This is a genomic window from Allobosea sp. GW821-FHT12C12, from assembly GCF_058807355.1.
The window spans coordinates 67,562-89,795 of sequence record NZ_JBXAQP010000005.1 but is presented as its reverse complement, the minus strand read 5'-3'; the positions used below and the strand labels follow the sequence as shown (position 1 = coordinate 89,795).

Annotated in this window: 23 protein-coding genes and 2 tRNA genes; 9 read left to right on the top strand and 16 right to left on the bottom strand. The window is 67.8% G+C overall.

What is annotated here, in order from left to right; translation table 11 throughout:
• Positions 1-55 precede the first annotated feature (55 nt).
• From AC1RRW_RS08940 to AC1RRW_RS08920, 5 genes are all read right to left on the bottom strand, one after another.
• On the bottom strand, positions 56-808 hold the full coding sequence (locus AC1RRW_RS08940; protein WP_492900347.1) for an amino acid ABC transporter ATP-binding protein: 753 nt from the start codon (positions 806-808) through the stop codon (positions 56-58).
• A gap of 4 nt (positions 809-812) precedes the next feature.
• Entirely contained in the window at positions 813-1,667 is an 855-nt protein-coding gene (locus AC1RRW_RS08935) for an amino acid ABC transporter permease (RefSeq protein WP_492900345.1), read from the bottom strand.
• Entirely contained in the window at positions 1,664-2,404 is a 741-nt protein-coding gene (locus AC1RRW_RS08930) for an amino acid ABC transporter permease (protein WP_492900344.1), read from the bottom strand. Before AC1RRW_RS08930 ends, AC1RRW_RS08935 begins: the two co-directional genes overlap by 4 nt.
• A 158-nt stretch (positions 2,405-2,562) precedes the next feature.
• Complete coding sequence (locus AC1RRW_RS08925; RefSeq protein WP_492900342.1) at positions 2,563-3,384, bottom strand: transporter substrate-binding domain-containing protein; 822 nt, start codon at positions 3,382-3,384, stop codon at positions 2,563-2,565.
• Between the two features lie 86 nt (positions 3,385-3,470).
• Entirely contained in the window at positions 3,471-4,439 is a 969-nt protein-coding gene (locus tag AC1RRW_RS08920) for a GlxA family transcriptional regulator (RefSeq protein ID WP_492900341.1), read from the bottom strand.
• Positions 4,440-4,539: 100 nt separating this feature from the next.
• Here AC1RRW_RS08920 and AC1RRW_RS08915 point away from each other — a divergent pair, with 100 nt between their 5' ends.
• The 5 genes from AC1RRW_RS08915 (at position 4,540) to purU (ending at position 10,744) form a co-directional block, all read left to right on the top strand.
• Positions 4,540-5,790, top strand: coding sequence for a sarcosine oxidase subunit beta family protein (locus tag AC1RRW_RS08915; RefSeq protein WP_492900340.1), 1,251 nt, complete (start codon positions 4,540-4,542; stop codon positions 5,788-5,790).
• A 114-nt stretch (positions 5,791-5,904) separates the two neighbouring features.
• Entirely contained in the window at positions 5,905-6,180 is a 276-nt protein-coding gene (locus tag AC1RRW_RS08910) for a sarcosine oxidase subunit delta (RefSeq protein WP_492900339.1), read from the top strand.
• A complete protein-coding gene (locus AC1RRW_RS08905; RefSeq protein ID WP_492900338.1) occupies positions 6,177-9,167 on the top strand; it encodes a sarcosine oxidase subunit alpha family protein in 2,991 nt (996 codons plus the stop codon). Before AC1RRW_RS08910 ends, AC1RRW_RS08905 begins: the two co-directional genes overlap by 4 nt.
• Positions 9,160-9,798, top strand: a complete 639-nt coding sequence (locus AC1RRW_RS08900) for a sarcosine oxidase subunit gamma (protein WP_492900337.1) — start codon at positions 9,160-9,162, stop codon at positions 9,796-9,798. Before AC1RRW_RS08905 ends, AC1RRW_RS08900 begins: the two co-directional genes overlap by 8 nt.
• An 82-nt stretch (positions 9,799-9,880) precedes the next feature.
• Positions 9,881-10,744 carry a formyltetrahydrofolate deformylase gene (purU, locus tag AC1RRW_RS08895; RefSeq protein ID WP_492900336.1) on the top strand — a complete coding sequence of 288 codons (864 nt, stop codon included), beginning with the start codon at positions 9,881-9,883 and terminating at the stop codon, positions 10,742-10,744.
• A 71-nt stretch (positions 10,745-10,815) separates the two neighbouring features.
• On the opposite strand, the gene AC1RRW_RS08890 is transcribed toward purU, so the two are convergent.
• The 6 genes from AC1RRW_RS08890 to AC1RRW_RS08865 all read right to left on the bottom strand — a co-directional run bounded on the left by AC1RRW_RS08890 (position 10,816) and on the right by AC1RRW_RS08865 (position 13,394).
• Positions 10,816-10,906 (bottom strand) — tRNA-Ser (locus AC1RRW_RS08890).
• Between the two features lie 120 nt (positions 10,907-11,026).
• On the bottom strand, positions 11,027-11,233 hold the full coding sequence (locus tag AC1RRW_RS08885) for a hypothetical protein (protein ID WP_492900334.1): 207 nt from the start codon (positions 11,231-11,233) through the stop codon (positions 11,027-11,029).
• 195 nt (positions 11,234-11,428) lie between these two features.
• Positions 11,429-11,504 (bottom strand) — tRNA-Phe (locus AC1RRW_RS08880).
• A gap of 148 nt (positions 11,505-11,652) precedes the next feature.
• The gene (yacG, locus tag AC1RRW_RS08875) at positions 11,653-11,862 is read right to left on the bottom strand and encodes a DNA gyrase inhibitor YacG (protein ID WP_492900332.1); all 210 of its coding nucleotides are present in this window, start codon (positions 11,860-11,862) and stop codon (positions 11,653-11,655) included.
• Complete coding sequence (locus AC1RRW_RS08870) at positions 11,855-12,676, bottom strand: SDR family NAD(P)-dependent oxidoreductase (protein WP_492900331.1); 822 nt, start codon at positions 12,674-12,676, stop codon at positions 11,855-11,857. Before AC1RRW_RS08870 ends, yacG begins: the two co-directional genes overlap by 8 nt.
• Positions 12,677-12,785: 109 nt before the next feature.
• Positions 12,786-13,394: a Maf-like protein gene (locus AC1RRW_RS08865; protein WP_492900626.1), complete on the bottom strand. Its 609-nt coding sequence runs from the start codon at positions 13,392-13,394 to the stop codon at positions 12,786-12,788.
• 309 nt (positions 13,395-13,703) lie between these two features.
• Here AC1RRW_RS08865 and AC1RRW_RS08860 point away from each other — a divergent pair, with 309 nt between their 5' ends.
• On the top strand, positions 13,704-14,084 hold the full coding sequence (locus AC1RRW_RS08860) for a hypothetical protein (protein ID WP_492900330.1): 381 nt from the start codon (positions 13,704-13,706) through the stop codon (positions 14,082-14,084).
• A gap of 13 nt (positions 14,085-14,097) precedes the next feature.
• On the opposite strand, the gene AC1RRW_RS08855 is transcribed toward AC1RRW_RS08860, so the two are convergent.
• The 3 genes from AC1RRW_RS08855 to AC1RRW_RS08845 form a co-directional block, all read right to left on the bottom strand.
• A complete protein-coding gene (locus AC1RRW_RS08855; protein ID WP_492900328.1) occupies positions 14,098-14,934 on the bottom strand; it encodes a CDP-alcohol phosphatidyltransferase family protein in 837 nt (278 codons plus the stop codon).
• Between the two features lie 103 nt (positions 14,935-15,037).
• Positions 15,038-15,439, bottom strand: coding sequence for a DUF2059 domain-containing protein (locus AC1RRW_RS08850; RefSeq protein WP_492900327.1), 402 nt, complete (start codon positions 15,437-15,439; stop codon positions 15,038-15,040).
• 140 nt (positions 15,440-15,579) lie between these two features.
• Entirely contained in the window at positions 15,580-16,281 is a 702-nt protein-coding gene (locus tag AC1RRW_RS08845) for a phosphatidylserine decarboxylase (protein WP_492900326.1), read from the bottom strand.
• 238 nt (positions 16,282-16,519) lie between these two features.
• Between AC1RRW_RS08845 and AC1RRW_RS08840 the strand changes: the two genes are divergently transcribed.
• Both AC1RRW_RS08840 and AC1RRW_RS08835 read left to right on the top strand, forming a co-directional pair.
• On the top strand, positions 16,520-17,563 hold the full coding sequence (locus AC1RRW_RS08840; RefSeq protein WP_492900325.1) for an SDR family oxidoreductase: 1,044 nt from the start codon (positions 16,520-16,522) through the stop codon (positions 17,561-17,563).
• A 151-nt stretch (positions 17,564-17,714) separates the two neighbouring features.
• Complete coding sequence (locus tag AC1RRW_RS08835; protein WP_492900324.1) at positions 17,715-18,080, top strand: hypothetical protein; 366 nt, start codon at positions 17,715-17,717, stop codon at positions 18,078-18,080.
• An 84-nt stretch (positions 18,081-18,164) separates the two neighbouring features.
• Here AC1RRW_RS08835 and AC1RRW_RS08830 read toward each other — a convergent pair whose 3' ends face one another.
• Positions 18,165-20,078, bottom strand: a complete 1,914-nt coding sequence (locus AC1RRW_RS08830) for an ABCB family ABC transporter ATP-binding protein/permease (RefSeq protein WP_492900323.1) — start codon at positions 20,076-20,078, stop codon at positions 18,165-18,167.
• A gap of 177 nt (positions 20,079-20,255) precedes the next feature.
• On the opposite strand from AC1RRW_RS08830, the gene AC1RRW_RS08825 reads away from it, so the two are divergent.
• A complete protein-coding gene (locus AC1RRW_RS08825; protein ID WP_492900321.1) occupies positions 20,256-20,606 on the top strand; it encodes a hypothetical protein in 351 nt (116 codons plus the stop codon).
• A gap of 28 nt (positions 20,607-20,634) precedes the next feature.
• Here the strand turns inward: AC1RRW_RS08825 and cimA are convergent, their stop codons facing one another.
• Positions 20,635-22,233: a citramalate synthase gene (gene cimA, locus AC1RRW_RS08820; RefSeq protein WP_492900320.1), complete on the bottom strand. Its 1,599-nt coding sequence runs from the start codon at positions 22,231-22,233 to the stop codon at positions 20,635-20,637.
• Position 22,234 lies beyond the last annotated feature (1 nt).

The window sequence follows — 22,234 nt, the reverse complement described above, 5'->3', positions numbered from 1 at the left end:
TCCGCGCCGGCTGCCGGTTTGCGACGGGCGCTTGCCGGAATACGACACCTGTGCGTCAGAGAACCTTGTCGAGAAACGCCCTCGTCCGTTCCTCGCGGGCCGCGCCGAACAATTGCTCGGGCGGCCCGTGCTCGACGATCAGCCCGCCATCGGTGAAGTAGACATGGTCGGCGACCTCGCGGGCGAAGCCCATCTCGTGCGTCACGAGGATGCAGGTCATGCCCTCGGCAGCGAGATCCTGGATCGTGACCAGCACCTCCTTCTTGGTCTCCGGGTCGAGCGCGGCGGTGACCTCGTCGAACAGCATGACCTTGGGGTTCATCGCCAGCGAGCGGGCGATGGCGACGCGCTGCTGCTGGCCGCCGGAGAGTTCGCCCGGATAGGTCGCGATCTTGTCGGACAGCCCGACCTTGGCGAGCAGCTTTCGAGCCCGCGCCTCGACCTCGGCCCTGTCCTGCCTGAGCACATGCAGCGGCGCCATCATGACGTTCTGCAGCGCGGTCTTGTGCGGGAACAGATTGTATTGCTGGAAGACGATGCCGACGTCGCGTCGCAGCGCCAGCTTGTCGAGGCCCGGGTCGTTGACCTGCCGGCCTGCGACCTTGATCGAGCCCCGGCTGATCGGCGCCAGCGCGTTGATGCAGCGCAGCAGCGTCGATTTGCCGGAGCCGGACGGGCCGATGATGCAGACGGTCTCGCCGCGCCGCACGGTCAGCGTCACATCCTTCAGCACGGTCAGCGCGCCGAAGGACTTCTCGACGCCCTCGACCACGACGACGGGCTCGCCCAGTTGATGCCGGCTCGCCATCCCGTCAGGCCTTCATGGTGAAGCGGCGTTCGAGCGCCAGCGTGGCGCGCGCGATCGGATAGCAATAGGCGAAGAACAGCAGCAGCAGCATGAGATACATCGGGATCATCAGCTCGGGCCGGCTTTCGGCGACGAGCGCGGCGCGGGTGATGGTCAGCCCGTCCTGGATGCCGACGACCGAGATCAGCGTCGTCGCCATGGTCAGGATCGCATAGAGGTTCATCCAGGGCGGGATCATCCGCTTGAAGGCCTGCGGCAGGATGATCATCCACATCGTCTGCCTTCGCGTGAAGGCGAGCGATTCGGCCGATTCCCACTGACCCGAGGGAATCGAGCGGATGCCGCCGCGGACGATCTCGGAGACATTGGCCGCGACCGGCAGCGCCAGCCCGATGATCGCCTTGACCCAGGCCGGGAAGGCGATGGTCAAGCCGAAGATCCTGAACTCGAAGGGCAGGAGAAACATCGCGTAGAACAGCAGCACCAGCCAGGGCGCGTTGCGGAAGAACTGCGTCAGGCCCCAGGCTAACTTGCGAACGGGCGCGACGAGCGAGACCTGGGCGATGCCGACCAGCACGCCGACGAGCGTTCCCAGCGCCATGGCGAGGAAGCTGATCAGGATGTTGAACAGGAAGCCCTGAAAGATCAGCGGCGCCCAGCGCAGCAATACGGTCACGGCGCTCTCGCCCGCGGGCAGCGCCGTCATCTGCGCGATGGCGAGCGAGGCGCCGAACAGGACGGCGAAACAGGCCAGCGTCGCGCCGCCGAGGAGGGCCGGCGCGGCGAGCCCCGTCGGGCCGATCGGCGCCGGCGCGCGGAACGGCAGCAGGACGGCGAAGTCGGTGGACGAGGCTCTCATGTCGAATAGCCGGGAATGCGCATCGCCTTCTCCCAGCGCCCCATCACGAAGACGAGGATCGCGACCAGCAGGACATAGGTGACCAGCAGCACGTTCATCATCTCGCGGACGTTGAAGCTCTCCGACCAGATCTGCGAGGCGGCATAGAGCAGTTCGGGCACGCCGATGGCGTAGGCCAGCGTCGTCGTCTTCACGAGGTTGATCAGGTTGTTGTTCAACGCCGGCAGGCAGATGCGGAAGGCCAGCGGCAGCACGACATGGATGTAGAGCTGGAGGCGGGTGTAGCCGAGCGATTCCGCCGCCTCGACCGTGGTCGAGGGCACCGCCTCGATGCCGGCGCGGAAGATCTCGACGTTGAAGGCGCCGGCGAAGAGCGAGAAGGCGATGATCGCCCAGCCGGCGCCGGAGACCAGCGGCGAGCGCCCGCCGAAGCCGTCCGGGACCGTGGGCAGCAGACTCGCCACGGCGAAATAGAAGAACGAGAGCTGCACCAGCGGCGGGGTGTTGCGGAAGAACTGGACATAGGCCCGCACGACGAGCCGCGCGAGGCGCGAGTTGCTGCCGGCCATCCAGACGCCGAGGAGGCCGAGCGCCAGCGACGCCACGATGGCGATGACGCAGATATAGCTCGTGGTCCAGAGCCCGGTCAGGAAGCGGGCCCGGTCGAAGGCGTCGTAGAAGACCGAGAAGTTCAGCCCACGGGTGTCGTTCAGGCGCTCGAAGAAGGCAGCGATCATGGCGCAAGCCTCGCCGGCTCGATCCCTCGCGCCGTCATCCCGGACGCGGCGAAGCGGAGGTCCGGGATCCATCCCAGCGCACGGAGGCGCTCGATGATGGAGCCCGGGTCAAGCCCGGGATGACGTGGAGGGTGCTGCATCGGTCGCGGCTGATCGGCTTACGACCCCGCCTTCAGCTTCTTGTTCGTCTCGATCAGATAGGGGCTCTGCTTGATGCCCCATTTGGTCTCGAGCTCGAGCAGCTTGCCGCTCTTGTGCCAGTCGATCGACATCTCCTTGACCAGTTTGCCGAAGGGCGCGTCCATGTCCTCGAGCCGGATGCCGATCGCCCAGAGCTGCGGGTCTTCCGAGACCAGGGGCATCTCGTAATTCGCCCATTTCGGATCGCCGCCCGAGAGCGTCGAGACGATCAGCGTGTCGTCGAACAGGAAGGCGACGCAGTTGCTGCCGGCGAGCGCGTTGAGCGCGTCCGGCACCGACGGGAACACGACGAGTTCGGGCGCATACATCTGCGTGACGCGGCGGTTGTAGTAGGCGCCCTGCACGGCGCAGACTTTTCGGCCCTTGAGGTCGGCCCATGTCTTCAGGCCGGCGCTCTTGGGCGCCATGACGTTGGTGGCGCCGGCATAGTAGTTCGGCTCGACCATGCCGACGATCTTGCGACGCTCGGCCGTGTCGCCCATCGTCGCCACGACCATGTCGATGCGGCCCTGCCGGAGAAACTCCATCCGGTTGGCGGCGATGACCGGCACCATCTCCAGCTTGACGCCGAGCTTGTCGGCGACGGCCTGCGCCAGGTCGATCTCCAGCCCGACGATCTTGCCCGACGGCTCCAGGAAGCCCCAGGGCTTGTAGTCGTTCTTGACGCCGACGGTGATGACGCCTTTTTCCTTGATCTTGGCGATCGTGTCCTGGGCGGCGGCGGGGAGCGCGGCGAGGCCGGCGGCGCAGGCGAGCGCGAAAGCGAGCAGGCGTTTCATGACGGTGGTTCCCCGTTATTGTCGATCCTCTAGAGTTCGCGCGCAGGCGAAACACGAATTGTCGCCCAGCGACGGTTTCTTGACGCTCAGCGCCAAAACGGGCTCGCTGACGGCGTCCGTTCGGCGCGCGGGGCGTGGCCGAAGCGGCTGCGATAGGCCCGCGAGAAGTGGCTCGCGCTGGCGAAGCCGCAGGCGAGCGCGATCTCCAGCACCGAAAGCGTCGTCTGGCGCAGCAGGTCGCGGGCGCGGTCGAGCCGCAACCCCAGATAGTGTTCGCCGAGCGAGCGCCCGAGATGGAGGCGGAACAGCCGTTCGAGCTGGCGCAGCGAGACGTTCGCCGTACGCGCCAGCTCCTCGCGCGGGAGGGGATTCTCCAGGCTCTGCTCCATGCGGCCGACGACGCGCAGGAGCGGCGCATGGCTGATGCCGAGCCGCTCGCGCAGCGGCATGCGCTGCGGGCCCGCGCCCTCGCGGACATGGGTCTGCAGGAACCATTCGCTGACCGCCAGCGCCAGCTCGCTGCCGTGCTCGCGGGCGATGACGGCGTGCATCATGTCGAGCGGGGCGGTCCCGCCGCTGCAGGTCAGGCGGTCGCGATCGATCTCGTAGAGCGAGCGGCGCAGGTCGAGACCGGGATATTCCTCCAGGAAGGCCGGGGCGTGCTCCCAATGGAGGGTGAAGCGATAGCCGCCGAGCACGTTGGCGCGCGCCAGCACATAGGGGCCGCCGGAGACGCCGCCGAGTTTTACGCCGCGCCGCGCCAGCTGCCGCAACCAGGCGAAGGTCGGCGCGTGCTGGAATGCCGCCGGATTGCCGCCGGCGCAGACGAAGAGATAGTCGAAGCGCGTCGCGTCCCCGACGCCGCAATCGGCCCTGATGCCGACGCCGTTCGAGGCCTGCGCCGGCGACCCGTCGATCGAGACATGGCTCCAGCGATAGAGGCCGCGGCCCGAAAGCCGGTTGGCGGCGCGCAACGGCTCGATCGCCGATGCATAGGCGAGCAGTGAGAAATCCGGCACGAGAAGAAAGCCGACATGGGTGGGACTGTCGCTCATGGTCAATCCGGCGTCGCTGGCAGTCATGTCGGCGAGCCTATGTCCGGCAATCTCGCGAAGACAAGGCCCTTCCTTCGCCTTGACCGAAACCGGAGCGCCGATGCGCTATTCCATCTTCTCGCTCGCCGCGCAGACGCTGAAGGGCCATCGCGGCTGGACGCCGGCCTGGCGCGACGCCGCGCCAAAACCCGAATACGACGTGCTGGTGATCGGCGGCGGCGGACATGGGCTGGCCACCGCCTACTACCTGGCGAGCCGGCACGGCATCACCGATGTCGCGGTGATCGAGAAGGGCTGGATCGGCTCCGGCAATGTCGGCCGCAACACCACGATCATCCGTTCGAACTACCTGCTGCCCGGCAATACTCCCTTCTATGAGCTCTCCCTGAAGCTGTGGGAGGGGCTGGAGCAGGAGATCAACTACAACGCCATGGTCAGCCAGCGCGGCGTGCTGAACCTGTTCCATTCCGACGCGCAGCGCGACGCTTTTGCCCGACGCGGCAACGCGATGCGGCTCGCCGGCGTGGATGCCGAACTGCTCGACCGCGAGCAGGTCAGGGCGATGGCCCCGTTCCTGAACTATGTCGACGGCCGCTTTCCGATCCAGGGCGGGCTGCTGCAGAAGCGCGGCGGCTCGGTGCGCCACGACGCGGTCGCCTGGGGCTATGCGCGCGCCGCCGACACGCGCGGCGTCGACATTGTCCAGAACTGCGAGGTCACGGGACTGTCGATCGCGAACGGACGCATCACCGGCGTCGAGACGACGCGCGGGGCTATCAAGGCGAAGAAGGTCGCGCTCGCCGTCGCCGGAAACTCGTCGCGTGTCGCCGCCATGGCCGGGATGCGCCTGCCGATCGAAAGCCATGTGCTGCAGGCCTTCGTCTCGGAGGGCCTGAAGCCGCTGATCGACACGGTCGTCACCTATGGCGCCGGCCATTTCTACATCAGCCAGTCCGACAAGGGCGGGCTCGTCTTCGGCGGCGATGTCGACGGCTACAACTCCTACGCCCAGCGCGGCAACCTGCCGGTGATCGAGGATGTGATGGAATCGGCCATGGCGCTGTGGCCCGGGCTTGGCCGCGTGCGGATGCTGCGGCACTGGGGCGGCATCATGGACATGTCGATGGACGGCTCGCCGATCATCGACCACACCCCGGTCGAGGGACTCTATCTCAATGCCGGCTGGTGCTATGGCGGCTTCAAGGCGACGCCGGCCTCGGGCTTCTGCTTCGCCCATCTGATCGCCCGCGACGCTCCCCACGAGGTCGCGGCGGCCTACCGGCTCGACCGCTTCGCGACAGGACGCGTGATCGACGAAAAGGGCGTCGGCGCCCAGCCGAACCTGCATTGAGGCGGGCGTCATGACCGGCATCGTTTTCATCGAGCGCGACGCCCGCCGTCCCCCTCCCCCTGGTGGGAAGGGAAGAGCTTACCCTGCGCCGTCGCAACCCATTCGAGCCTGACCATGCGCATCCCCTGCCCCCATTGCGGACCCCGCGACGCCCAGGAATTCTCCTATCTCGGCGACGCCAACCCCAGGCGCCCCGACGGCATGGACGCGACCGAGGCCGCCATGGCGACTTACGTCTATCAGCGCGACAATTCGGCCGGGCCGCATCGCGAGCTCTGGTATCACGGCGCCGGCTGCCATGCCTGGCTCGCGGTGACGCGCGACACGCGGACCCACGCGATCGCCGCCGTCGCGACCATGGCGCAGGCGAAAGCCGGAGATCCGGCATGAGCGCGCTGTCGCAGCCCTTCCGCCTCGGCGATGGCGGCCTGATCGACCGCGGCCGGCCGCTCGATTTCAGCTTCGACGGCAAGCGCCATCAGGGCTTTCCCGGCGATACGCTCGCCTCCGCCCTGCTCGCCAACGGCGTCAGGCTGGTCGGTCGCTCGTTCAAGTATCACCGGCCGCGCGGCATCCTCTCGGCCGGTCCGGAGGAGCCCAACGCGCTGGTCGAACTGCGCTCCGGCGCCCGGCGCGAGCCCAACACCCGCGCCACCGTCGCCGAGCTCTTCGACGGGCTCGAGGCGCAAAGCCAGAACCGCTGGCCCTCGCTCGCCTTCGACCTGCTCTCGGTCAATTCGCTGCTCGGGCCGGCGCTGCAGGCCGGCTTCTACTACAAGACCTTCATGTGGCCGGCTTCCTTCTGGGAGAAGCTCTACGAGCCGCTGATCCGCCGCGCCGCGGGCCTCGGCCGCGCCGCCGGACAGGAGGATCCCGACCATTACGAGAAAGCCTTCGCCTTCTGCGACGTGCTCGTCATCGGCGGCGGGCCGGCCGGGCTCGCGGCGGCGCTGGCGGCCGGCCGCGGCGGGGCGCGCGTCATCCTCTGCGACGAGGATTTCCGGCTCGGCGGCAGGCTGCTCAGCGAGAAGCGCGAGATCGATGCGCGCGCGTCCACCGAATGGATCGCCGATGCGCTGGCCGAACTCGCGAGCCTGCCGGACGTCACGATCATGCCGCGCAGCACGGTCTATGGCGTCTATGATCATGGCGTCTACGGCGTCGTCGAGCGCGTGTCGGACCACCTGCCGGTCCCCCTGCCCCATCAGCCCCGGCAGCGCGGCTGGCGCATCACCGCCAAGCGCGCCGTGCTGGCGGCAGGCGCGATCGAGCGGCCGATCGTGTTCGCCGGCAACGACAGGCCCGGCGTCATGCTGGCCGGCGCGGTCAGAAGCTACATCAACCGCCATGGCGTTCTGCCGGGCCGCGAGGCCGTGGTGTTCACCGCCGGCGACGACGGCTGGGCGACGGCGCGCGATCTCGCCGCGGCCGGCGCGAAGGTGGCGGCGATCGCCGATCCGCGGACCGACCTCGACGCCGGCCTGACGGCGCTGGCCGCGAAGATCGGCGCGCGCGTCTTCGCCGGCGGGGTCGTCGGCGCGGCCTCGGGCGGCCGGGCGCTCTCATCCGTCACGATCCGCGACGCTTCCGGCCGCGAGGAGCGGCTCGCCTGCGACCTGCTCGCGGTCTCGAACGGCTGGAACCCGACCCTGCACCTGACCTCGCACCAGAACACGCGGCCGGTCTGGGACGACGCCATCCAGGCCTTCGTACCGGGCGTCATGCCGGCAGGCCTCAGCGTCGCCGGCAGCGCGGCGGGGCGGTTCTCGCTCGGGGATGCGCTGGCGGACGGGGCGCGGCTGGGCGCCGAGGCCGCCGCCGATTGCGGCTTCGCGACAAAGCCCGACACGCAGCCTCCGAAGACCGATCCGGAAAGGCTCGGGCTCTCGGCCGTCTGGCAGGTCCAGGGTGGGAAAGGCAAGGCCTTCGTCGATTTCCAGAACGACGTCACCGACGCCGATATCGAGCTCGCCGCGCGCGAGGGCTTCAAGCCCGTCGAGCATCTCAAGCGCTACACCACGCTGGGAATGGCGACCGACCAGGGCAAGACCTCCAACATCGCCGGGCTCGCCATCATGGCCGGGCAGACCGGCAAGACGATTCCGGAGACCGGCACCACGATCTTCCGGCCGCCCTATACGCCGGTCGCGATCGGCGCGCTCGCCGGACATCATCGCGGCCGCGACTTCCGGCCGACCCGCCTCGCGCCGACCCATGCCTGGTCGCAAGGACAGGGCGCGGTCTTCATCGAATCCGGCGCGTGGATGCGGGCGCAGTATTATCCCAGGCCCGGCGAGGCCGACTGGCTGACCACCGTCAACCGCGAGGTGCTGGCCGTGCGCAACGGCGTCGGGCTCTGCGACGTCTCGACGCTCGGCAAGATCGACATCCAGGGCGCGGATGCGGCCGAATTCCTCGAGCGCGTCTACATCAATGGCTGGAAGGCGCTGCCCGTCGGCAAGGCGCGCTACGGGCTGATGCTGCGCGAGGACGGCTTCGTCATGGACGACGGCACGACCTCGCGTCTCGCCGAGACGCATTTCCTGATGACGACCACCACGGCCAACGCCGGCAAGGTGATGCAGCATCTGGAATTCTGCCATCAGGTGCTGTGGCCCGACCTCGACGTGCGGATGGTCTCGGTCTCGGAGCAGTGGGCGCAGGCCGCGATCGCCGGGCCGAGGGCGCGAGATGTGCTGCGCGGCGTCGTCGATGCCAGGCACGACATCTCGAACGAGGCCTTCCCCTATCTGGCGGCGCGCGCGGTCACGGTCGGCGGCGGCATTCCGGCGCGGCTGTTCCGCATCTCGTTTTCGGGCGAGCTCGCCTACGAACTCGCCGTCCCGGCCGATTTCGGCGGCGCCATGATGGAGGCGCTGATGGCGGCTGGCGCTTCTCACGGCATAACCCCCTACGGGACCGAGGCGCTCGGCGTCATGCGGATCGAGAAGGGCCACGTCGCCGGCAACGAGCTGAGCGGCCAGACCACCGCCCGCGATCTCGGCCTCGGCAAGATGATGTCCTCGAAGAAGGACTATCTCGGCCGCCTGATGGCCGGGCGCGCCGCGCTGGTCGAGCCGGAACGTCCGGGCTTCATCGGCTTCAGGCCGGTCGATCCGAGCCAACGCCTGCGCGCCGGCGCGCATTTCATCTCTGTCGGCAAGGCGGCGGCGATGCAGAACGACGAGGGCTACATGACCTCGGTCGCCTATTCGCCGGTGCTCGGACACTGGATCGGGCTCGGCCTGCTGAAGAATGGCCCGCAGCGCATCGGCGAACGCGTCCGTGCGGTCGATCCGGTGCGCGACGGCGACATCGAGGTCGAGATCCGCCCGGCCTGCTTCGTCGATCCGGAAGGGACGCGCCTCCATGGCTGAGCTTGCGACGACTGGACCTGCGGCCAAGAACTGGCGCCCGGCCAGCGCCTGGAGCGGCATCCTCGCGGCCGGCCATCAGGGCGCGGCCGGAGCCGGCGTGAGCGTGACCCCGCGCGAAGGCCTCGGCATCGCCAGCATCCTCGCCGGCGACGACGATACGAGCGCGCTGTCCGAGGCCATCAAAGCCCGGCTCGGCCTCGACCTGCCGGCGACGCCGCTCGCCGCGATCTCGGAGACGCGCAGCCTCGTCTGGTCCGGCCCGGGCCAGTGGCTGCTGGTCGCGGCCTCCCGCGCGGACCTTGCCGACGACCTCGCGGCGCTCGCCCCGCTCGCCGCGGTGGCCGAGCAGAGCGACGGCCGCGCGGTCCTGCGCCTGACAGGACCGATGATCCGCCGCGCGCTGGCCAAGGGCTGCATGGTCGACCTGCACCCGGCGGCTTTCCCGGTCGGGATGACGGCGCTGACCAGCATCGCCCATATCGGCGTGCAGCTCTGGCGGGCCGAGGATGGCCCCGATGGATCGGTGTTCGAGATCATGGTCCCGCGCAGCATGGCCGGCAGCTTCTGGTCCTGGCTCTCCGCCTCGGCGGCGGAGTTCGGCTGCCGGGTCCAGACGACCGGCCGAGGTTGAGCGCAGCGCGTCGCGCGCCGCCTGCCTCGCTGCTTTCGATCCCATTCATTGTGAAGGGCCGCCCTCACAGGCGGCATCGGCCATGCTCGATCAGACCGCGATCCTCACCCTCTCCTGCCCCAACCGCCCCGGCATCGTCGCCGCCGTCTCGACGCTTCTGTTCGAGGCCGGCTGCAACATCCTCGACGCCCAGCAGTTCGACGACACCGAAACCGGCCGCTTCTTCATGCGCGTCGTCTTCAACCGGCTCGAACAGAGTGAGACGAAGGAGGCGATCGCGGCCTCGGTCGGCGAGCTCGCCAGGCGCTTCGCGATGAGTTTCACCCTGCGCGAGGTCACGGCGAAAAAACGCGTCATGCTGCTGGTCTCGAAATTCGATCATTGCCTGGCCGACCTGATCTATCGCTGGCGCATCGGCGAACTGCCGATGGAGATCGTCGGCATCGTTTCCAATCATGGCCGCGAGCATCTGAACTCGATCGATCTCGACGGCCTGCCCTTCCACCACCTGCCGGTGACGCGCCAGACCAAGATGGAGCAGGAGGCCGAGATCTGGCGGCTGGCGCAGGAGACGAAGGCCGATCTCGTCGTGCTGGCGCGCTACATGCAGATCCTGTCGGACGGGCTCTCGGCCAAGCTCTCCGGGCGCTGCATCAACATCCACCACTCCTTCCTGCCCGGTTTCAAGGGCGCGAAACCCTACCACCAGGCGCATGAGCGCGGGGTCAAGCTGATCGGCGCGACGGCGCATTACGTGACGCCCGATCTCGACGAGGGTCCGATCATCGAGCAGGACGTCGAGCGCATCTCGCATCGCGACACGCCGGACGCCCTCGTCCGCAAAGGTCGCGACATCGAGCGCCGCGTGCTGGCGCGCGCCGTGCTGCATCATCTGGAGGACCGCGTCGTGCTCAACGGCAAGAAGACGGTGGTGTTCACCGACTGAATTGCGACGACGGCCGATCGACCGGCCCGGCTGAAGCGGCGCGCGAACGAACTCTCGTGGGATCAAGTGAGTGGCGGAGACGGAGGGATTCGAACCCTCGATACCCTTGTGGGGTATGCTCATTTAGCAAACGAGTGCCTTCAGCCTCTCGGCCACGTCTCCGTTGCAAGCTCTATGCCCGATCGCCTGTCGATTTGACAAGCGCCGGCCAGGACATTTGCGCGAATTTCGGCGGAGAGGCGGGCATCGCTCGATCGCGCTCCTCCTGAGTGGCCGGAGGCTTCAGACGCGGCGCGCGCGCAGCCGGTCGATCTCGTCGATCCAGGCCAGCGCCTCAGGCAACGTCTCGAAGACCGGACCTTTCAGCAAGGCGTCCTCGGCCTCGGTCAGGCCGAAGCGAATGCCGAAACCCTGCTCGTCGCGCCGGATGGCGATGACATGGGGAACGAAGCCCAGGCCTGTGGCCGGAGCGGGCGGAACGTGGAGCATCGGCGGAATCCGAAAGCGGAATGGTCGCCTGTCGAAACGCCGACCGAGGCGGACGGTTCCGGCGTCCGGACGAGAGATCCGCCAAGCGCTCCGGATCGTCGAAAGTCATATCGACACGTCTCGACCGGAGCGATCCGGAAACGCCCGAACGCCCCAAGCTGAAAACGCTGCATATCGGCAAGATGAAGGAGAGGATGGTGCCCAGAGCTGGAATCGAACCAGCGACACTGCGATTTTCAGTCGCATGCTCTACCAACTGAGCTATCTGGGCGCCGGGCGCGCTGGCGCTTGGCCCGCGTTCCTGTTGGTGGGCGCGGTATAATCGGTGCGGCGGGGGCTGTCCAGTCGGTTGAGCCGGCTTTGCACGATAAGCCCAGGGTCGGCTCGCCGAGACGACGGCGCGCGGAACTCGGGCCGGCTCAGCCGTCCTCGTCCTGCCGGCTTCCCGGCTTGCCGGCCTCGTCGAGCGGCGCACCCGGGATGACATAGCTGCCCTTGAGCCAGCGGCCGAGGTCGATATCGGCGCAGCGGGACGAGCAGAACGGCCGGTATTTCGGCAAAGCGAGCTTGCCGCACACCGCGCAGGGGCGTTGCCGGAGGATCGGCGCGGGATCGGTGTCTTCAGCCATATTTCAGCGTGATGCCTCCGTCGACGACGAGTTCGAGGCCTGTGACATAGCGCGCTTCGTCGCTGGCGAGAAACAGCGCGGCATAGGCGACGTCCCAGGCCTCGCCCATATGGCCCATCGGCACCTGCGCGTCGCGAGCCGTCCACATCGCCTCGACATCGCCGTCGCCATAGATCCGGGCGAGGCCGCTGGAGAGGGCGACGCGCGGCGTCTTGATCAGGCCCGGCAGCACGGCGTTGACGCGGATGTTCTGGCCGGCGAACTCGACCGCGGTGTTGCGGGTGAGCTGGTTCAGCGCGGCCTTCGTGGCCGCGAGGCTGGCATAGGGCACGCCGGTATGGCGCATCGAGGCGGTCGAGGAGATGTTGACGATCGAGCCGCCCTGCCCGGCCTCGCTGAACTGGCGCTGCATCACCGGGATGACGTGCTTCATCGCCAGCACCGCGCCGGTGAGGTTGAGCCGGAAGGCGCGCTCCCAGGCGGCCTCGTCGAGATCGAGCACGCTGCCGATCTCGGCCAGGCCGACATTGTTGTTGAGGATGTCGATGCGGCCATAACGCCCGAGCGTGCGGCCGACGAGATCGGCCACCGCCTCGCCGCGGGTGACGTCGGTCTCGACCGCGAAGGCCTGCCCGCCCTCGTTCTGGATGATCGCGGCGGTCTCCTCGGCGGCGGCGAGGTCGATATCGGCGCAGATCACCTTCGCGCCCTCACGCGCGAAGACCACGGCGGTCGCCTTGCCGTTGCCCCAGCCGGGCCCGACCGAGCCGGCGCCCGCGACGATCGCGACCTTGCCCCTGAGACGTGCCGACATGCGTGGCCCTCCTGCGCCCCCGTTTTCCCGTTTTTCAAAGTCGGGCGCTCGTTGATGGCAGGATCGGGCTTTGCGCCGGCCGGAGCAACCCCATGGCGGCCGGCCATGCTCAGGCGGAGTTCATCCAGCCGAACCGGATCGGAAAGCCTTCGCCGCCGAGGAGGTTGACCGTCTCGTAGAGCGGCAGGCCGACGATCGCCGTATAGGAGCCGGCGAGCTTGACGACGAAGGAGCCGGCGATGCCCTGGACGGCGTAGCCGCCGGCCTTGCCGCGCCATTCGCCCGAGGCGAGATACATCTCCAGATCGTCGCCCGAGAGCCGCTTGAAGCGCAGCCGCGTCTCGACGATGCGGTCGCGGATCGCGCCCGCGGGCGTAACGACGGCGACGGAGGTGTAGACCCGGTGCGAACGGCCCGACAGCAGCCGCAGGCAGGCGGCGGCCTCGTCGACGATCTCGGCCTTGGGCAGGATGCGCCGGCCGACCGCGACGACCGTGTCGGCGGCGACGATGTAGCAGCCTTCGAGATCGGAACGTGATTTCGCGCCCTCGCGCGCCGCTTCCGCCTTCTCGCGGGCGAGCCGGCGCGAGAGGTCGCGCGGGCGTTCGCCCTTGAGCGGCGTCTCGTCGAGATCGGACGGAAGCATCGCGTCCGGCTTGAGGCCGGCCTGCTCCAGGAGCGCGAGACGACGCGGCGAGGCCGAGGCCAGCACCAGCATGGGCCGCCAGCCCGGCGGTTTGGGGGTGGAGAAGATGCTCAAGGACGGCCTGTCGGACTCGGTCGGCGCGGCGAGCCCGCGCGCTTCCCACTGGCTCTAACGCATTTTGCGGCAGGGAGAAATCCGCACCGACCGCAATGCGTCCAGCGCAGGCGCTTGGATTATTTTTCTTCGTGCCATTCACCAAGCGCATAAAATTGTTCGCAGCCATGCGTCATATTGCATTGCACAATGAAACGGGCCCCGCCACATTGCGGGGCGACGGCGGCCTTCCGCTCGTCCGTGAGCGATGCACCGGAGTCACAGGCCATGCCGATCTCGCGCAAGCAGTCGCGTTCCATCACCGGCGCGGGGGTCGAGGCGCAGGCGCTCACGACGAAGATGCTGACGATGCAGGCCGATGCAGGCCTGACGATCGCCATGCGCATGCCGATCCTGATGCGGGGCGACAGCCGGAGCCAGCGCGAGGCCGCCAAAGCGGTCAGCGAGAAGATGTCGGCGGTGATGGAGAGCGGTTTCGCCGCCGGCCAGGCGGCCGCGATGTTCTGGTGGGGCATGGCGCTGAACCCGCTCGCCCATGTCGACTATGCCGAGGCCGCCGCCAAGGTCGCCAGCAGCACGCTGGAGCCGTTCTCGAAGCGCACCAGCGCCAATGCCGCGCGCCTGACCGGGCGTGGCAGGAAGCGCTGAACGGGCGTCTCGCTCAGAGGCTCTCGGCAGGCTTCTCCGCCACGACGACCGGGGCTGTGTCATGTTCGCGCTCCAGCCTGCGATAGCGCGCGACGCTGAGCGGGATCAGCGCGAGATAGGCGACGACGACGAACGCCAGCACCTCGAACGGGTAGGCGAAGAGCAGCCCCGCCACCACGACGACGGCGACGAAGATCAGGAGCACCTTGTCTCGCGGCACGCGCGTTCCCAGCGTCTTGCCGGCGTAGCAGGGGATGCGCGAGATCGTCAGGAAGGCGATGAACAGGATGTAGAGGCCGACCGGCAGCGCGCCGTATTGGGCCACCGGCACGCCGATGAACTGCAGGTAGAGCGGCAGCATCGCGGTGATGGCGCCGGCGGGCGCGGGCATGCCGACAAAGAAGTTCTTCTGCCAGTCCGGCCGGTTCGGATCGTCGATCATCACGTTGAAGCGCGCGAGCCGCAGCGCCATGGCGCAGGCCAGCGTCAGCACGATGATCCAGCCGAAGGATTTCAGGTCGTTCAGGACGAAGATCCACAGCACATAGCCAGTCGCCACGCCGAAATTGACGAAATCGGAGAGCGAATCGAGCTCCGCGCCGAAGCGAGAGGTGCCCTTCAGCAGCCGCGCCAGCCGCCCGTCGACGCCGTCGAGCGCGGCCGCGATCAGGATGCAGATCGTGGCGGTCTCGAGCTTGCCCTCGACGACGAGGCGCATGGCGGTGAGGCCGAGGCACAAGGCCAGCAGCGTCACGACATTGGGGGCGAGCAGCCGGAACGGGATCGGCTTGAAGCGGGCGCGCCTCGATTCGATGCGCTCGGGCTCGAAGGGGGGAAACAGATCGCTCATGGCAGCGGGGATACGCGGTTTTGACTGGTGAGGCTAGATCGCCCTGCGCCCTGCCTCGGTTCCCTTCCGGAAGCGGCGTCCGCTCTTTGCCCGGAAGCGCCGGCTAGTCGTTCACGCCCTCCTCGGCAAAACGGAACCCGTCGGATGTTCTGGTGAAAAGGAACAACGCCTCTCCACAGAAGAGGGTGTAACTGTCCTCGCCCAGCGGATTGCGGGCGTAGGCGCCCTTGCCGCGGGCAAGACAGCCGCGGACCCTCGGCGTGAAGATCTTGCTGTACAGGTTTTTCTGAAAATAGGCAGCGTCGCGCATTTCACCCCAGTAGAACGGAAATTTGGTCATCGCGGTGACTGCCGCCGCGTCGTTCGCCTTGAGGGCGCCGCGAAACCTGGCGATAAAAAGCTCATAGTCCTTCTTGACTTCCGCGGGCGGCGAATTCTGCGCATGAGCCGGCGTGCCGACGACGATCGCGCCGAGAATGAGAGCGCCTAGCCAGACATGCTTCACGGCATGGCCTTTCCGTTCACCCGGACACCCACGCCGATTAGCGGGTCGCCGCGGTCGCAAGTCAACACGGCATCCGCCCGACTGTCTCCGCGCCATGCAGCCATCCGGACGGCCCGCCGGCTCGGGAAGAGCGGGAAAGCTCAAATGCCCTTGAACAACCGCGCGGCCGGCTCGCTGCCAGCAAAATCCGCCAGCACGGTCTCGCCGGCGATCGCGGTCTGGCCCTCGCCGACCAGCGGGATCACATGGGTCGGCAGGTAGACGTCGACGCGCGAGCCGAAGCGGATCAGGCCGAAACGCTCGCCGGTCGCGATCATGTCGCCTTCCTTGACGAAGGGGACGATGCGCCGCGCGATCAGCCCCGCGATCTGGACGACGCCGACGGCGCCGCCCGGCGTCTCGATCGCCAGCGCGTTGCGCTCGTTGTCGTCGCTCGCCTTGTCCAGTTCTGCATTGAGGAAGAGGCCTGGCGTATAGGCCATCCTGACGATGCGCCCGGACACGGGCGCGCGGTTCACATGGCAATCGAAGACGTTCATGAAGATCGAGATGCGCGTCATCGGCTCGGCCGGCAGATTGAGTTCCGGCGGCGGCAGCGCCGAGGCGACCTGGCTGACGCGGCCATCGGCCGGCGAGATCACCAGCCCCTCGCGCACAGGCGTGACGCGGATCGGATCGCGGAAGAAATAGCAGACCCAGAGCGTGATGATCGCGCCGATCCAGCCGAACGGCGTCCAGAGATGGCCGAGCACCAGCGTCGCCACCAGCGCGATGGCGATGAAGACGTAGCCCTCCCTGTGGATGGGCACGATCACCTTGCGGACGGAATCGACGAGCGACATGGAGATTCCTGTTGGTCTTGGCCGGCGCGGACGATCGTGCCGGAGCCGGCCTTTGCGCGGATGTGACGGGTCTCTGCGGCGCGAGTGAGGCGCAGCCATCGCGGGTGCTTTAGGGGTTTCGGCGCGCATGGGAAAGGGGTCACACCGCCGACGCGGACGATCGGCCGGCGATCCTGGAACCCTGGCGCGCCTGCCCGGTTGCCGGTCAGACAGTCATACGACCGGCAGGAGGCAAGCCATGGCGAAATCATCCGCGAAGGCCAAGACATCGGAGACGAAGCGGCGCGGGAAGGCACGCGACAAGGAAAACGCCGGCAAGGCTGTCAAGGCCGCCGCCAAGCAGCAGCGGCGCATCCAGAAGCAGGTCGCGCGGGGCGAGGCGCGGTCTGCCGCGAAGAGTTCGGGCGCGATGCAGGCCGGCGCCCGGCTCTATCCGGAGCCGCCGTTCAAAAGGCAGCATCAGTCCAAACCCGGCTCGGAAGCGGCGCTCGATCCGGCCCCGCTCTACGACGCGCCCTACTATCGCGGTTCCGGCAAGCTCGAAGCCAAGGTCGCGCTCGTGACCGGCGGCGATTCCGGCATCGGCCGGGCTGTCGCGGTGCTGTTCGCGCGCGAAGGCGCCGATGTCGCGATCCTGCATCTCGGAGAAGGCGGGGACGCCACGCAGACGCTGGCCGCCATCGAGGCCGAAGGACGACGCGGCCTGTCGATCTCCGGCGATGTCCGCGATGCGAAGTTCTGCCGCAAGGCCGTGGCGCAGGTGGTCAAGGCTTTCGGAGGTCTCGACGTGCTGGTCAACAACGCCGCCTTCCAGGTCCATGCGTCCAGTTTCGAGGACCTGACCGAAGAGCATTTCGACACGACGCTGAAGACCAATCTCTACGGCTATTTCCACATGGCTCAGGCGGCGCTGCAGCATATGGAGCCGGGCGGCGCGATCGTGAATTCGGGCTCGGTGACCGGCCTGATGGGCAACAAGGATCTGATCGACTATTCGACCACCAAGGGCGGCATCCACGCCTTCACGCGCTCGCTCGCCACGCATCTCGTGCCGCGCGGCATCCGCGTCAACGCGGTCGCGCCCGGCCCGGTCTGGAGCCCGCTGAATCCGTCCGACAAGACGGCGGAGGATGTCGCGCAATTCGGCGCGCGCACGCCGATGAAACGGCCGGCCCAACCGGAGGAGATCGCGCCGGCCTATGTCTTCCTCGCCTCGTCCCACTGCTCCAGCTACATCACCGGCGAGATCCTGCCGATCATCGGAGGCTATAGCGGCGGGTAGGCGATCATAACGCCGTCAAGACATGGTCTCACTCGTGCCGCCACCGTGATGAAACGCGGAATATCGTCACGAAGATACCTTTTTCCATGCCGGAACGGCTCTGAAGGCGCCGCGTTGTTCATGTAGCGACATTAGGAAGAGGAGACTCATCATGCTGTCCTACAAGCCTCTCGTTTTGTCCGGCTTGCTTGCGCTGGGCATGGCCGGCGCGGCCGGCGCGCAGGGTGTCGATCCGAGGCCCGAGAACAACGAACCGTTCCGGACCCAGGAGAGCATGCAGGAAAAGCGCGATTGGCGCGATAGCGTTCGCGACGGCGTGCGCGGCGAGTTGCGCGGCGACGCGCGAATCAGCCAGCGCGAGGCGGTCAGGATCGCCCAGCGTCAGGGCGTCGAGGATGTCGACCGCGTCCGTCTGACGCGCGGCGCCTACGTCATCGACGGTTCCGACCGGCGCGGCGACGACATCGTGGTCAGGGTCAGCACCAGCGGAGAGGTTCTGGACGTGCGCCGCGACTGACGAGAGCGCATTCCAAACCGAGGGCGGCCGGAAGGCCGCCCTTTTTTTGTCGCAGCCCGGAACCCACGCGAGCGCTTCGCGTGTTCATGGCGTCAGGCTGATCCGCACGCTCTCGCCCTCTTCCTCGGCCGCCTGCTTCAGCGTCGCCTTGGCCTCGTCGACCTGGCGCTGGCGGTTCCAGAGCGCGGCGTAGACGCCGTCGGCGGCAAGCAGCCGCGGATGGCTGCCGCGCTCGGCGATCAGGCCCTTGTCGAGCACGATGATCTCGTCGGCGTTGATCACGGTCGAGAGCCTGTGGGCGATGACCAGCGTGGTGCGGCCTTCGCTGATCCGGTCGAGCGCATCCTGGATTTCCTTCTCGGTGAAGGAATCCAGCGCCGAGGTCGCCTCGTCCAGCACCAGCACCGGCGGGCCCTTCAGAATTGTGCGGGCGATGGCGACGCGCTGCTTCTCGCCGCCCGACAGCTTCAGCCCGCGCTCGCCGACCGAGGTGGCGTAACCCTCGGGCAGCGATCTGACGAAGCGGTCGATCTGGGCGAGGCGCGCCGCCTCCTCGACCTCGGCCTCGCTCGCCTCGGGCCGGCCATACTCGATGTTGTACCGGATCGTGTCGTTGAACAGCACCGTGTCCTGCGGAACCATGCCGATGGCGGCGCGCAAGCTCGCCTGCTGGACGTCGGCGATGGGCTGGCCGTCGATCAGGATGCGGCCCGCCTGAGGTTCGTAGAAGCGGAACAGCAGCCGAGAGATGGTCGACTTGCCCGCGCCCGACGGCCCGACGATGGCGATGGTGCGGCCCGGCGGCACGGTGAAGGAGATGCCCTTCAGGATCGGCCGCTCGGGGACGTAGGCGAAATGCACGTCCTCGAAGACGACCTCGCCGGCGTCGACCCGCAAGGGCGGCGCGCCCGGCTTGTCCCGGATCTCCGGATCCTTGCCGATCAGCGAGAACATCTGCTCGATATCGAGCGTCGCCTGCTTGATCTCGCGATAGACGGTGCCCATGAAGTTCAGCGGCTGGTAGAGCTGGATCAGCATGGCGTTGATCAGCACGAAGTCGCCGACGGTGTGGGTGCCGGCGCGAAAGCCCTGCACCGCCATCACCATCGAGATCGTCAGCCCGAGGGCGAAGATCGCGGCCTGGCCGAAATTGAGCCAGGCGAGCGAGGTGTAGGCCTTGACCGAATTGCGCTCGTAGCGCGCCATCGAGACGTCGTAGCGGGCGGTCTCGCGGGCTTCGGCGCCGAAATACTTCACCGTCTCGTAGTTCAGCAGCGAGTCGATCGCCTTGGAATTGGCGTCTGTGTCGCTCTCGTTCATCCGGGTGCGGATGGCGATTCGCCACTCGGTCGCCCTGATGGTGTAGGCCATGTAGGCCGTCACCATCAGGGCGAGCACGACGACGTAGAGCCAGTCGAACAAGGTCAGCAGCACGGCGATGATCAGCACGAGCTCGACCACGACCGGGACGAGCTGGTTGAGGCCGAGCCGGACCATCTCCTCGATGCCGTTCCGGCCGCGCTCGAGCACGCGGGTCATCCCGCCGGTCTTGCGCTCGAGATGGAAGCGCAGCGAGAGATGGTGGAGATGGCCGAAGGTCTGCAGCGCGAGCGTGCGCACCGCATGCATGAAGACCGGCGCGAACAGCGCGTCGCGAAGCTGGATGAAGGCCGATGAACCAACGCGCGCCAGGCCGTAGATCACCGTCAGCGCCAGCGGCGCGCCGACGAGCCAGGGCAGCCAGTTCTGCAAGGTGGAGGGCGTGTTGGCGAGCGCGTCCGTCGCCCACTTGAAGGTGAAGGGCACCCCCATCAGGACGACGCGGCCGGCGACCAGCAGCGCGAAGGCGAGCACGACGCGCCGGCGCAGATCGGCGCGGTCCGCCGGCCAGAGATAGGGCCAGAGCGCGCGGAAGGTGGCGACGAACCCGGAGCCCGGCTGGAGCACGGCGGAGCGGGCGAAGATCGGCGACGGAGGCGGCGCGGCAGGCGGGGGCATCTTGAAACGATTCCAGTTCGAAGGCGGGTATAGGCGCTTTCGCGCGCGAATGCATGCAACCTCGCATGGCCGGGCGGGCGAACCGGCGCATCCGTGAATCGCCTTGTTCTCGTCCCAAGCCCGGTGTCAGATGGGGCGAGGGCCGGGGAAGGTCCGCATTTTGGGGAAGAGACGACGATGCGAGTTCAACGCGTTACGACCGCCGCCCTCGTCGCGGCATCGGCAGCCATCACGTTTGCCGCCTGCCCGGCACTCGCCCAGCGCGCCGAGAAGCCGCCGGCGCAGATCACCGTGACCAATGCGAGGACCGTGCCCCTGACCGGCTTCGAGATCGCCACCACCGGCGAGCAGCCGCGCCTCGTCGCCAAGCTCGCCAAGCCCTTGGCGCCCGGCAAGAGCGCGACCCTGAAGCTGAACAAGCCGGCCGGCTGCAGCTATTACGTGCTCGCCAAGTTCGGCGACGAGGTCGAGAGCGACAACGAGGGCATGGACCTGTGCCGCGACAAGGTCATCCGCCTGACCGAGTGAGGCGCTCCATGATCGCGAGGGCGCGGCGTCACGCCGTCGCGCCCTCGCGCATCAGCTTGTAGATGATCGAGTCGGTCAGCGCCTGGAACGAGGCGTCGATGATGTTGGCGCTGACGCCGACCGTGGTCCAGCGCTCGCCCGTCTCGTCGGCGGATTCGATCAGCACGCGGGTCACGGCATCGGTGCCGCCCTGGAAGATGCGGACCTTGTAGTCGACCAGCCGCAGGCCGCCGATCAGCGACTGGTATTTGCCGAGATCCTTGCGCAGCGCCACGTCGAGCGCGTTGACAGGACCGGCCGCGCCCTCGGCCGCCGAGATCAGCACCTCCTCGCCGACCTTCACCTTCACGATCGCCTCCGAGAAGGTGACGAGTTCGCCGATGGCGTTGTAGCGGCGCTCGACATTCACCTTGAAGCGCTCGACGGCGAAATAGCCCGGCACCTCGCCGAGGATGCGCTTGACCAGCAGGAAGAAGGACGCGTCGGCGCCCTCGAAGGCGTAGCCCTGCGCCTCCTTGTCCTTGACCTCCTCCAGCACGCGTCCGAGGCGCGGATCGTCGCGGCCGAGCGTGACGCCGATGCGCTCGAGCTCCGCGACGAGGTTGGACTTGCCGCCCTGGTCGGAGACCAGCACCTTGCGGACATTGCCCGTCGCCTCGGGGGGGACGTGCTCGTAGGTGCGCGGATCCTTCAGCACGGCCGAGGCATGGATGCCGGCCTTCGTCGCGAAGGCGGAGGCGCCGACGAAGGGCGCGTGTCGATTGGGCGCGCGGTTCAGCATCTCGTCGAGCGCGCGCGAGACATGGGTCAGCTCGGCGAGCCGCCTGTCGTCCACGCCGATGGCGAAACGGTTGCTGTAGCGCTCCTTCAGCCTCAGCGCGCCGATCAGCGTGACGAGATTGGCGTTGCCGCAGCGCTCGCCGAGGCCGTTCAGCGTGCCCTGGATCTGGCGCGCCCCGGCCTCGATCGCGGCCAGCGAATTGGCGACGGCGCAGCCGCAATCGTCATGGGCGTGGATGCCGAGATGGTCGCCGGGGATCGATTTCGCGACCTCGGCGACGATGGCCGAGACCTCGTCGGGCAAGGCGCCGCCATTGGTGTCGCAGAGCACGACCCAGCGCGCGCCCGCCTCGTAGGCCGCCCTCGCGCAGGCCAGCGCATAATCCGGATTGGCCTTGTATCCGTCGAAGAAATGCTCGCAATCGAGCATGACCTCGCGGCCGGCCGCCTTCGCCGCCTCGACGCTCTCAACGATGCCGGCGAGGTTGTCGTCGAGCGAGATCTCGAGCGCGACATGGACATGATAGTCCCAGCTCTTGGCGACGAAGACGATCGCGTCCGCATCGGCGTCGAGCAGGCCCCTGAGCCCCGGATCGTTGGCGGCCGAGCGCCCTGCCCGCCTGGTCATGCCGAAAGCGGCGAACCTGGCCTGCTTCGTCGGCTTGCGCGCGAAGAAGGCCGTGTCGAGCGGGTTGGCGCCGGGATAGCCGCCCTCGACATAATCGATGCCGAGCCTGTCGAGCATGCCGGCCACGGCGCGCTTGTCGTCGAGCGAGAAATCGACGCCGGTGGTCTGCGCGCCGTCGCGCAACGTCGTGTCGAAGAGATGGATGCGGGCAGGCGTCACG